Origin of the sequence: Paenibacillus amylolyticus (assembly GCF_036894225.1) — a bacterium.
Taxonomy (GTDB): domain Bacteria; phylum Bacillota; class Bacilli; order Paenibacillales; family Paenibacillaceae; genus Paenibacillus; species Paenibacillus amylolyticus.
Window position 1 is genome coordinate 44,195 of the sequence record NZ_CP145893.1, and the last position, 12,118, is coordinate 56,312.

A 12,118-nucleotide genomic window follows, 5' to 3' on the forward strand; every position below is an offset into this window, starting at 1 on the left:
TTATTGACTTGGTTGGAGTATTTTGATGTCTGGCTCCATCAGCATTTTGTTCAACAATGGGCCGTACACATTGTAATGTGCCAATGAACGTCCTGGAAAATAAGCTTCTAGAATTTTCATCGTATCGTGCTCTTTCCCTCCTGAAATGTAGAAATCTCGCCTAACCTGAGATATTAATCCATCATTTTCAGCTTCATATATAGTACCATCCATGCTTTTTGCAAACCAGTTCGAGGCTTGGAAACTTGCATAAGGTATCCCTGCTTCTACAAAGAGCATATGACTTCTGCTTATTGGATATGAAGGAGAAAGTACAGAATACTTTACGCCCGGAGAAGGGTTTGAGCTTGTCCATGGGTTGGTATATATCGTATTTTCGCTAATTTCGGGACCTTTGCCATGTGTGTTGTAATATCCATCTAGCGCCTCTGTATCAAATACATTAATTCCTAATTCTAAAGCTTTGGAAACCGCTAATTTATATGCTTCCGTATGTACAACAGAGTTATTATTTGGATCGGTTATGCCTCCATAAACATTGGGGTAATCACCACGTGCGATATTGTCGATACTGAGTATGAAAAGAGTATTCTTCTTATCTGCTGCAGTCATTTTCTTTGCATAGTACTCTGATCCCTTATTAAATTGTTCAATATCAAAAAAAACAAATTTTACGGTATACGGCAATTTAACTGCGTGAGGAGATTTCTTGTCTACTAGCTCCTTGATTTGAGCGAGCATTAATGCTACCCCCGAAGCGTTATTCGAATAGCCTGATCCGTCATAATGGGCACTAACAATGATTTGTTTGCTAGGATCTTTCCCTTTCAGTGTAACTTCAATATTCGAGCCTTTAAAAAATACATGATGTCCCCACGGCGCAGAAATTACGCCAGTAGTGTCTTTTTGTGTGTTGAAATTTTGCTCATTAATATATCGAGAGTCTACGCCAATTTCTCTTAGCGTGCTCCTAATCCATCGTTTTGTCTGTCCATGAACTTTACCATTTCCCATGGAATTATCTGTAGGAGAGGCTGAACTATCTTTAAGGTGTTCACCCATATACTCCAGATATGTTTGTGCATTTGTTGCGATGGAAGAAGAGCCTGAAGCCAATGCATTTCCAGGAACCGCAATAACCAGCAGAATAGCCAATAGAATACCCTGAACCTTTAAAATATTTTTCATATTTCCTCCTCAAATCAATTCGTTCTTCAAGTTCTACAAAAGCCTTACACCGTACGTTCTATTCATACTTAATTACCGTTAATTTTTGAGAGCGGCCTCCCAAAAACATACTCTATGTACTAGCAATGTTTAGTACCTAGCTTGTTACTCTGATAATTCACCTCACAATTTAGAAAATGTAATTCATCTTTTCATTAAAGATATCCATCTAACACTGGTAGGATTAGGAATATTGTATCACATATCATAGTTCTTAAGAATCACTGAATAACTAAGAAATGGGGAGGACGGTGGAGAACTATATTAGATAGGCGATACTTGTTAAGCTAACGGGCAGAGTAGTTTCGGTATGTGGTATGATTTGATTGATGGAGTAAACGAAAGGTGCGACATGAGTCAGCGTCGGCCAACAAAGGTGAGGATAACGATTAAGGGAGTGAACTATATTGAATGTACAGCATGCCTATTTACGACAAATTCAGCTCAAAAGGCACGAAGTCCCCACTTATAATCGTTACCCCTTTAATTTGGCAGTCATTCGAAGTCTAAATACTCTTGATTTTCACCCCAAGGTAACCTATATCGTAGGTGAAAATGGGATGGGCAAATCAACACTGATGGAGTCCATCGCTGTTGCATGGGGATTTAACCCGGAGGGTGGGACCATCAACTTTTCCTTCTCAACCCAGGCTACCCACTCGAGCTTATATGAATATATACAATTGATCAAAGGTCCGCGACGCCCGAGGGATGGCTTCTTCTTCCGGGCAGAAAGTTATTATAATTTAGCCACGACGATCGATGAATTGGACAGCCAGCCTTCATTCGGTCGCCCTATTAAAGATTCGTACGGTGGCAAGTCCTTGCATGAGCAATCGCACGGAGAGTCGTTCTTTTCCACGTTCATTCATCGATTCGGGGAGAATGGATTATATATACTGGATGAGCCTGAGGCTGCACTGTCTCCCCTTCGCCAAATGGCGATGCTGACACGAATCCATGAACTTGTTTTGCAAAACTCTCAATTTATTATTGCGACCCATTCCCCAATCCTTATGGCATACCCAGATTCGATTATTTACAATCTAAAGCCAGATGGTATCGAGGTTCAAGTATTGGAAGAAACCGACCATTTTATGATGATGAAAGAGTTTGTGAATAACAAGGATAGGATGCTCAGAGAATTGTTTGAAGAAGGTCAAGATTAAATCCACTGCTATACCATGGAAACCTACAGCCTAAGAGAGGTCGTTTTAAAGGAAAAGATCTATTGTGAAGATTAAGCAACAGGCAGTATAGTTCTAGTTATGTGGTATATTTCGAACTAAGGTATGACTCGTCATGCTTGAAAGACTATTGTGTTTCAGGAGGGTCATTTGTATGGGAAAGACATTCCGCAAGAGAGCTAAAAAGATAATGGTAAATGGTTATCAGTTTCACTGTGTCATTAATGAGATTCCTAGTAATACGTTTGTTAATTTTAAGGTTTATTCATCTAAAACCTCATATTTTGAAGTGTTATTTACATGGGAAGGTAGTTGGCACTTTAACCCACACAGACCTAGGAATTGCGAACTTTTAATAAGGCACGCGAATGAAATTGGTTGGGCGTTTAAACAAGAAAAGAACTCATTGAAAATAGAAGAAGGTGATTTACTCATTAGTAAACTTGGACTAACTGTATGAATGCTTAATTCCTATTTATCGAAACGTTAACTTAATAAAACTTAAGAAGGCAACACCGAGATCAACTACTGTTTTCAACTAGCGGACTGACAATAGGGATCGTTGCGGAAATGCTCAAAATCTTTTTTTTGTGTACCTTTAGGAATCGTTCAATCGAAGTTTTAGATACATAAAATCCAACTTGGTTTTTGCAGGTATTTAATCGCTAAGCCTATGGTGACGATAATGAATATTGAGGAGTTTTCTCCTAAATCAAGAGCGCCGAATCAAAAGGAGAGAGTTCATGAAAAAACAGTTTATCAAAATCGCAGGAATCACACTGACAGCAGCGCTTATGTTAGGTACGATGAGTATCACAATACCTAACGCGCAAGCCGCTAAAACTCCATTTTCCGACGTTCAATCGACCCACTGGGGCGCCGGTGCTATTACTAATGGCGTTTCCAAAGGTTATGTCGATGGATATACGAATGGTACCTTTAAACCAGACGCCAGCGTCACGCGCGCTGAATTCATGAAGATGGTCGTCTCGGCCATGGAGCTTGAAACCACCCCATCCAGCGGTAAATGGTACACGGAATACGTTGATACCGCAAGCAAAGCAGGTCTTTTCGCAACTGACGATTTTAACGATAACGAAGCGGCTTGGGCGAAAGTGATGACACGCGAAGAGATGGCCCGTGTTGCAGCTCGTGCGATCGGGGAAACAACAAAGGAAGATGACAAATGGATGTATCTCGCTACGAAAGCCGGTCTCATTAAAGGGGTAGGTATAGGGCAGATCGCTCCGAACGGACTGACCACGCGTGCGCAGGCAATCGTTGTAATCGAACGTATTCTTACCAAGAATACCGGCGCTTCCCTTGACGTCGACAGGTATGCGGTCGGTAGTGCAGAAATCGCATGGCATGGTACAAATATCTTCACCGTGATGCCGGAAATGTGGGTAACCACGGAATCCGATCTGAGACAAGCTAGAAAAGAATCGGTGGAAGAAATGTGGAACAAAAAGCTTATGACCATCACATCGAAAGATGGTCTGTACCAAGCTAAGCTGGACGCTCTTATCGCTATCGACTTGGCTGATCCTAACGACCCGAACCTTGGACTGATTGCGCCTATCAATACGCTTAAGTGGTATAATAACCGCCCTTCAATCACTAATTTGATGGTTAAAGACCAGAAAAAGAGTTATGTCCTTTATTTCAAAGGTGGGCCGGTATTTAACAAAGATACAAAAAAATATAACCCTAACACAAAAATTCAATTTCAAGTCGATGGATTTAATAGTCCCGATCGGGATGCCTTTTTCCAAAAAGGTGTGCTGAATACAGTTGCAGACGTTTATCGCAATAGCCGGACAGACACCACTGCTGTGATTATCCCTAAAACAGGAACTATTCAACTAACCGATCTTGTAATCAGACTTCAAACACCAGCAGCTGGATCGAACTTCAGTGAAAGCATTCCGCTCCGTCTCAGAGGTATCAAATAAAGAAAAAACACCCAACATACTGCTCCTAATGAGCGTATGATGGGTGTTTTTTACGGTTTAGTTATATATCGCAAACAAAGGCCACCTGCAAATTGCAGATGGTCTCTTAAATACATTTAGGTATATATACGTAAATGTATACGTAAGTAATTAAGTGAATGTATTTAGCTGGTTTTTCCGTAGGTTCGGCAAATTTTTGTTGTTTCATCACAATTTAATGTGTGGCGTTACGTCTCGATCTCGTTCGTGCTGATAAGGAGCCATATATGGATTGGAATTGATTCTAAAGAGTACACGCTGAACATTAAATTGAATATCGTCTTATACTGGAAATTTTGTGCTTGGATAAAGTTGAAAGATAAATACATAAGTATTGCCTTTACGAAAACATATTTGTTATATACTTCTCGATTCCTACTAATCCGTATAATTACCGTATGAAGACACGTCATAAAAGATAAAATGGCTATAGTGATGAGGCAATCATTCCTTCACACTGCCTTCTAGTAATTGTATAGCCAATATTGATGTTGTAGCTCTGTATACATATCCCCTCTTCAGATTCAAGGTCAGGTCAGATTAGTAGTTTAAGAGTACATTTAATTTCATAAAAAAATACCAGGGCAAGCTTATTTACACATAAAGCTAAGAGATGTAGATATAGCCGGGGGATTCCCGCAGTTCACCGTCCCTAAATCCCAAGCGACCCCAGATAAGTCGTCCGGGTTCCATTGGAATTCTTAACGCGACTAGCAAGGAAGCTAAAGACTTGCGGCAATGCTCATACATCATGGGCAAGACTTCGCTCCGTTTCACTTCACTTCACAATACCCACCATGTACTACGAAGCAAATAAGGAACCATGACTCCATTACGCTCGCTTCATTCCTTCATCGTTCCAAAACCGTCTGAGTAGACCTTTTGAAGCAAAACCCTTGTTTGCATAATCGAAGAAGAAAAACAATGCACGTTCGCATACTTGTGTGCAGCCTTACCATATTCCGTTTTTCAAAGAGATCATTCGTATTCCGTAGCCATCTAATCGCATGGGATCATATAGAACCTCTCCGGGCAAGGCGACAAAATTATGTTGAGAAAATCATTCCACCTAATTTTGTCGTCCCTTCGGGCAGCCTTGCCCTGCGAGAACCTATATGATCTTAAATCTGCGACGGCTACGGTATACGAATAATTTGTTTCTTTGAAAACTTCATAAGGTAAGGCAAGTCAGCTAGTAAGATAACTGCTCATCAACCTTAAAAGATTCCGCTCATCGCCGCTAGGGCTAGACAGGCAAACGGTGCCGAATGAGGTTTAGGGTAAAAAAAGTCTGTTCTAATTAAAGGATTTATAAAGGAGGTGAGCTCAACATGGGTACGGAGGCGTTGGGTATTCAAATTGAGGTGATGCGACAAGAGCTTATTGATTTAGCGCAGCGGATGGGTTTAACAGCAGTGGAGGTAGTGGAGAAATCGCAGAAGTTGGACAACATACTGAATGAATATGATCGACAACATCAACGAAAAAAATAAAGCCCGTTTGTTTAGGAGAACAAACGAGCCAGGGCGAAGATTTGGACCCCTTCGGCCCTTGATTATACCACATACAGGAGAGCTTAATACGAGAGGGGATTTATGAATTAACATAATCGTACGGTTTATCGTCCCTCTAACGAAATGGGGAGCAAGGGGGACAGCGATACTTCGAAGAGTGGAGTGCCTGGCAATTGTCTATAGCCTATGGATAAGACTGATGAGGGCGGTTAGTGACGTAGGTTTAAAGATGAAATGAAGGTAGTCGTATAAGCAGCAGGACAGGCAAAAAAAGTTGCAGTACATAAATTAGGCATACTATTTCAAGACGCCTTTACAATTAAATAGAACGATCTCTGTGTTTCTTTGTATAACTATTTTGATGAAGTGCCATATAACGGAGTATGCACGTACAATGTACGTTGAAAGGAAAAACAAGTGATTCCCATGTATACCCATAGCATGTTGAGAAATGGTAGACTATATAAGAACCCGTTGGGGGTATAGGAATCATTTGAGATTGCTTTTACTTGATTTATAATACGTTGGAGATACGATAGGATTCGGTGTGGTTGATTTAATCGAATCTATTTAATAGGAGGTTTGGGTGAATGGAAACTATAACAGAACTTTTTAAGAGATTGGAAAAAGAAAGAGAAGAAGGATTAAAGCTAAACCCTAGATACGATATTGATAAACTTGCAGATGAAAACGGCGAAGTATCTATCTACTTTCATTCAAGTATAGAGTACCAAATGTACTTGGATGGCAAAAGTGTCATTGGCTCAACGGAGCGTTTTCTCCATTCAGATATATTTCGTAATGTACATAAAGATAGAATTGAGAAACTGACAGATGGAAGAACTTTAGCACATATTCCAGCTTTATCCGCTAATGATGAAGTGTGATCTTGTGATAAGGAGTGTACGATGAGTTCGTATTGAATGAACGTGAGTTAAGATGGGTGTTGAGAACGATGGAGAAAATGAGTATGTGAACGTGAACTGTAGTAAAACAATGATATTCCAAGTATCTATATCCAGCACTAAAAGCTATTGAATCAGGATTCTCTTGCAGATTAGTCACAGGTATTGGGGAGTATCGCAACAGCCCGTTACAACCCGTTTTGATTGGGACGAAGGAATGTTGAGCGAAGGCGGGCAAAACGAAGTACATATGAATTTGATTTCAATCGACTAAGGAGCGGGTGGATATATTAAAAACACATTGGGGCAAATATGTAATTCTACTAACCATTATTTTACCGATCTCCATTGTTGCTATTTTTACGCTCCCTTATGATAAACGCTATATGGCAGTTGCTATATTCCCGTTACTATTCTGGGTATCGTATTATTCGTGGATCGCATTCGAGAAGAGAAAGAAAGATACATCAAACAAGGCTTTCTTTAGGAAGGGGTGAGGAATAGTGAAGATACATCATCGGGAAGCCGTATTGAGAACCGTTTCGGGAAGCATTAACCGCAACTTAAATGATGAAGCATCAGATAGGGATGTCAAATACTTTGTGTTACCGAACTTCAATGATTTGTATACAGGATCTCTATATAAGAACTTTCAAACTTCAACGACAGAAGATATCGAAATTCATGATGTTAGAAAGTTAGAAAAACTACTGACCAATTCAAATCTCACCTTCCTCGAACTTCTATATTCCGTAGAAGTAGATACCTTTGGATATGCTGAGATCGAGCAACTTCTTAATTACAGAGATAGGATTTCAACAATTAACTTAAAGAGTCTGTTCAATAGTTGTTTTGGCATGTATAGAGGACAGGTGAGGGATCTTACCAAACCAAACTCTGAAACACAGAAAAGCATGATCGCTCAATATGGATATAACACGAAAAAGGCGATGATGTCCTTACACTTTCTACTCTTCTTAATCCGTTTTCATAAGTCTGAGTTTAAGGATTTTAAAGGTGCGATTACATATGAAGGAACGGATAGAGCATATATGCTTGGATTGAAGCATGGTGAGCTTTCATTGGATGAGTTTAAAAAGATCACACGTTTAAACGAAGAAAAAGCTCTGAAATTGGAGCAAAGTTATTATGAAGTTCCGCTTGATAAGGAAGCGAATTATTATCTGAAGACTCTCTTACAAACTCTTGTCAAGAATCACATTAAAACAATGTGAAGAAAGTCTACATTTACAAACAATAAGGAGTGCCAAGGAATGAATTTTAACCAATGGGCTTCAGAGAATATCAACATCATTGGCGTATTTAATATTACACTCACTATCCTATTGACCGCTCTCAACGTATGGTTTGCTAGAAACTCTCAACGGTACAGTGCTGAATCATTAAAGCAAAACGAAAGAATTCGTCAAGAAAATAACACGCCCAATGTTATCGGTTATTTTCACTCAAACGATCTTCAGCTGGTTTCATTTTTGTTGACCAATAAGAGTGACAATGCAGCCAAGAATATTAAGATACATTTGAAACCAAGAAATGGGGAAGAAGTTCCTAAAGATTTAATAAATGCATATATGCTTAATGAAGGCGTTGCATTTTTAGCTCCAGGTCAAACCGTTAACGCTTTGGCAGGTAGTTTTATAGAAATCATGGATGAACGTAAAAACTTCCCTATATTTGATATTCAAATTGATTATCAAGATATTGATTCAAATAGTTATTCAAGATCATATGTACTAGATATGAACATGTATAAAGGGAATTTCATGATTAAAGAGAGAGGACTAAAGGATATCTATGTCCAGTTAGATTTAATGGAGAAACATATCAGAAAAGCTGTTCGTCTCTATGGAATGCAGGACAAAAGAGAACAAGAAAAATTAAAAAATAAGCCAAGAAGAATTAGAAGATAAATAAACCTGAAATCTAACGACACGTAGAATATCAGAGAATACTAATTAAAAATGGAAGTTCTAGCGTGCTGGATGAGACAAGTTAATCGGATTCAAGTTTAGATTATATCTTTCAAAAGGGTGGAATCAGGGTGGAGGACTGGAGGTTAAGTAAGGCAGAATACGATATATTACTTTCCTACATAGGTTGTGGTGATATTCTTAATGCAGATATTTTAGTTTTCGGAAATGAAGAGGGCACGGGTGGTTATACAGTAACAGAAAATGTTAAAGCCAGGACGCGATTGATTACAACGGATGAATCTTCGGATGTAAGGAATTATTGTATTGAAGCAAATAACTGGCGAGAGGGATTTTATTATCCAGATTTTGAGGGATTGTTTACTGGTTATGAAAAAAAACACTCTAAGGGTTTTACAAAAGGCGTTTTTAATGCAGCTATTGCAAGGCTTTGTCTAGCTCATGAACGAAACAGCCAATCCAACTGGTTTGAAGGTTCTCCGAATACCGACGAATTTTGTGTAATCAAGGAATACATTGGCGACAAGCTCTACAAACCAAAAACGGAGGGAATTCAAACCGCTTTAATTGACTGGAGACCGCTTCCCAGATCAACAGAGAGAAAATGGTATCCAAATGAGTATGGAGCAGTAGCTCTATCTCCTGAAGATAAACCAAATCAAGGCAACCCTTATTTAGCAGCGTTCAATAAACCAAAAGGTAGATTCAAGCCCCAAAAATACTCCACATCGAGTTTTAGTGACTTCAAAGAAGATACGAATCTCAGAGCTAGAATTATCAAAAATGCTCTAACAAAATCTAGGGCACAAATTCTCCTTGGAATTGGCGGAGCTGCTGGCTTTAAGAAGGATGCTCTTGAATTAATGTTTGGAAAAAATCTATTCTCATCCATCCCATTCTCTTGTGATATGAGGAACAGTAAGGGGCAATTACAAAAAGCCTTTAAGGCAGAAATTTCATTAGATAATAGGGTCTTATACATTTTCTTAATACCCTTCCCATCTGCAGGACTAGGATTTATTTCACAAGAGAATGCGTTAGGCATGCTAGCGGAATTATCGGATAAATATCTTAAACCAATATTAATGAACAAAAACTAAATTTTCTAATTCAATTTTAGAGTTAAGTAATTTGCATAGTAGAGTAGAGCATGAAAAGAAGGAGATGATTGATTATAACAACTAATCCATGTTTAAATCGGGCCTAGGAACATAATGAATGATTGAATTCACGATTTATCTAATAACAATCCCTATTGTGTATGTGATGTGTTTTGTACATACAAAACGATGAAGTGAATACTTCCTGATCGTAGAGCTAACAATTTCATATGTGAGATGTGGTCCCTATAACTCGGCTTATGTAGGAAGTAAGTTTAATTCGATGTAGAGAACCATTCTATGAATAGGTCAAACTAAGTTTCTAAATGAGGGTGATAGATAGGTGTATTTACTAACAAGAACTGCAACCATTGTGACGTGGATTTTTGATCACCTTGGACTTGTTGTCGGGATTTTGTTTGGAATCGTAGCTTTAATAGGCTTACTTAGTGGGATTTTCTCAAGCCGAACCCCCATGAATCGCTCGCTTACCCATGAAGAACAGGAAAGAAGCATAGACCGGAGTTTAGGAAAGAAAGAGGCATGGGAAGGCGAGCAAAGTAGCTCATTTGTAGATACGCCAGCAGTCCTTTTAGATAAGGGGCAGCAGGGAGAAGCGATTGTACTTGATGCTGTCTTAAAAAGTCATCCCCATATCAAATGTCTTTCATCTCTTTATGTACCAACGAGCGGTGGACAATACACTGAAGTGGACTTGGTTGCCATCCATAGTACTGGAATCTATGTAATTGAATCCAAGAACTATCGGGGAGTAATTGTTGGGAATGAAGATGAACGCATATGGAATCAGGCGTTTATTGAGGATCGAAATGAATTTTACAATCCAATTATGCAAAATGCGGGGCATATTCGAGCTATTAAGCTTTTTTTGGGTGAACGCTATAAAGGCATACCGTTCCATTCCATTATCGTATTTAATAACGACTCAAATATCGATTTGATCAAAGTAAAATCAAAAGGCATTGTTATTACGAAACATATGAATCTAACAAGCCAATTACAGGGTTTATTTCACATCCTTCCTGATGTTTTAAATGAGGAAAGTACGACAGTCGTTTATGAATCTCTGCTGCCACAAACAGAGGTGTCAGAGGACATAAAAAGGAAGCACTTGGAATTCGTCCAACATCGTAAAGATGCGTAGTGTAAAGTTGAATCAACTTGAATCCAGTTGCGAAGGATTCACATGATCGGTTCGAAGATATGAAATATTATGCGGTGAGGAAGTATGCTTTCTATTGTTTGGCTCGAGCGAAGCTATGTTATTAGCTATTTGGACACTGGCCAGGTAGAGGTGCGAATGCCAAGCTCACATGATTTCCCCGGGAGATTCGCACCTCGAAATTTGTCGAACACTTCAGTTTTGTGACCTTTTGGTAACAAGGATATTGAGTTTATATGTTGTTGTGGGATATAGTGGAGCTAATATGTGGAAAAAGTATCGGAATTACGTATGAAGGTATTTTAAACATAACTTGATACGTGTATCTTCGCTGTCGCACTCCGTATGGAGTGCGTGGATTGAAATAGCCCTTCAGATGGATTGTGCTTTTGAGTGTTTTAGTCGCACTCCGTATGGAGTGCGTGGATTGAAATAGCAAGGACGCTTTAATCTCGCTATTACGGGCGCGGTCGCACTCCGTATGGAGTGCGTGGATTGAAATCGAAATTATCGCGAGCTGTTTCGATTGAGCTTCCGTCGCACTCCGTATGGAGTGCGTGGATTGAAATTTGTTCGCGAGATAGAACCGGTTGGCGTGCGTTGGTCGCACTCCGTATGGAGTGCGTGGATTGAAATCTCTGACTGTACCAGAGCCTTGACGATAAATTCTCGTCGCACTCCGTATGGAGTGCGTGGATTGAAATTTCTGAATTTGAGGGATAGTGGTGAGGCCTTGATCGTCGCACTCCGTATGGAGTGCGTGGATTGAAATCACGATACGCGCGTCAAGGTAATGCTGAGATTGGAGTCGCACTCCGTATGGAGTGCGTGGATTGAATTAGTTTGAATCTCAGAAAAGTTATCTTGGGCGTTTTTCGCACCCCTCTTGCATATATTGAAATCAGGAGGGATTAAGGAATTATTTGGAATTAACTCTGTATTGAGACTGTGGATTGATTTGATGAGGATCTAGGAAGCTGAACCCAGTAATCATGTCGCTCTTCGGATAGAGTTACCTTCACCCAGCCGGTGGGAATTAACCAAGGAGAATAGAAA

The 12,118-nt window shown here is 39.5% G+C and carries 10 protein-coding genes and 1 CRISPR repeat array; of the genes, 9 read left to right on the forward strand and 1 reads right to left on the reverse strand.

From position 1 onward, the window contains the following. The gene (locus V6668_RS30525) at window positions 1–1,188 is read right to left on the reverse strand and encodes a M28 family metallopeptidase (RefSeq protein WP_338709133.1); all 1,188 of its coding nucleotides are present in this window, start codon (window positions 1,186–1,188) and stop codon (window positions 1–3) included. Between the two features lie 476 nt (window positions 1,189–1,664). Here V6668_RS30525 and V6668_RS30530 point away from each other — a divergent pair, with 476 nt between their 5' ends. The 9 genes from V6668_RS30530 (at window position 1,665) to V6668_RS30570 (ending at window position 11,044) form a co-directional block, all read left to right on the forward strand. Continuing rightward, window positions 1,665–2,396 carry an AAA family ATPase gene (locus V6668_RS30530; protein WP_422395305.1) on the forward strand — a complete coding sequence of 244 codons (732 nt, stop codon included), beginning with the start codon at window positions 1,665–1,667 and terminating at the stop codon, window positions 2,394–2,396. 172 nt (window positions 2,397–2,568) lie between these two features. Next, window positions 2,569–2,874: a hypothetical protein gene (locus V6668_RS30535; RefSeq protein ID WP_338709135.1), complete on the forward strand. Its 306-nt coding sequence runs from the start codon at window positions 2,569–2,571 to the stop codon at window positions 2,872–2,874. A 283-nt stretch (window positions 2,875–3,157) separates the two neighbouring features. Next, window positions 3,158–4,369 (forward strand): S-layer homology domain-containing protein, encoded by a 1,212-nt coding sequence (locus tag V6668_RS30540; protein WP_338709136.1) that lies wholly within the window; start codon window positions 3,158–3,160, stop codon window positions 4,367–4,369. 1,370 nt (window positions 4,370–5,739) lie between these two features. Beyond that, a complete protein-coding gene (locus V6668_RS30545; RefSeq protein WP_338709137.1) occupies window positions 5,740–5,901 on the forward strand; it encodes an aspartyl-phosphate phosphatase Spo0E family protein in 162 nt (53 codons plus the stop codon). 611 nt (window positions 5,902–6,512) lie between these two features. Continuing rightward, a complete protein-coding gene (locus tag V6668_RS30550) occupies window positions 6,513–6,809 on the forward strand; it encodes a hypothetical protein (protein ID WP_091036840.1) in 297 nt (98 codons plus the stop codon). Between the two features lie 521 nt (window positions 6,810–7,330). After that, window positions 7,331–8,062: a DNA polymerase beta superfamily protein gene (locus V6668_RS30555; RefSeq protein ID WP_338709138.1), complete on the forward strand. Its 732-nt coding sequence runs from the start codon at window positions 7,331–7,333 to the stop codon at window positions 8,060–8,062. A gap of 39 nt (window positions 8,063–8,101) precedes the next feature. Then, the gene (locus V6668_RS30560) at window positions 8,102–8,758 is read left to right on the forward strand and encodes a hypothetical protein (RefSeq protein ID WP_338709139.1); all 657 of its coding nucleotides are present in this window, start codon (window positions 8,102–8,104) and stop codon (window positions 8,756–8,758) included. Window positions 8,759–8,889: 131 nt separating this feature from the next. Beyond that, window positions 8,890–9,879, forward strand: a complete 990-nt coding sequence (locus V6668_RS30565; RefSeq protein WP_338709140.1) for a hypothetical protein — start codon at window positions 8,890–8,892, stop codon at window positions 9,877–9,879. A gap of 343 nt (window positions 9,880–10,222) precedes the next feature. After that, entirely contained in the window at window positions 10,223–11,044 is an 822-nt protein-coding gene (locus V6668_RS30570; RefSeq protein ID WP_100528641.1) for a nuclease-related domain-containing protein, read from the forward strand. Between the two features lie 351 nt (window positions 11,045–11,395). After that, window positions 11,396–11,902: a CRISPR direct-repeat array (repeat unit 33 nt; unit sequence GTCGCACTCCGTATGGAGTGCGTGGATTGAAAT). The last annotated feature ends 216 nt before the right edge of the window (window positions 11,903–12,118 follow it).

Bases quoted from the DNA above. Each gene is read 5' to 3' on its own strand.
- V6668_RS30525 (WP_338709133.1), bottom strand. From the start codon at position 1,188: ATGAAAAATATTTTAAAGGTTCAGGGTATTCTATTGGCTATTCTGCTG.
- V6668_RS30535 (WP_338709135.1), top strand. From the start codon at position 2,569: ATGGGAAAGACATTCCGCAAGAGAGCTAAAAAGATAATGGTAAATGGT.
- V6668_RS30540 (WP_338709136.1), top strand. From the start codon at position 3,158: ATGAAAAAACAGTTTATCAAAATCGCAGGAATCACACTGACAGCAGCG.
- V6668_RS30545 (WP_338709137.1), top strand. From the start codon at position 5,740: ATGGGTACGGAGGCGTTGGGTATTCAAATTGAGGTGATGCGACAAGAG.
- V6668_RS30550 (WP_091036840.1), top strand. From the start codon at position 6,513: ATGGAAACTATAACAGAACTTTTTAAGAGATTGGAAAAAGAAAGAGAA.
- V6668_RS30560 (WP_338709139.1), top strand. From the start codon at position 8,102: ATGAATTTTAACCAATGGGCTTCAGAGAATATCAACATCATTGGCGTA.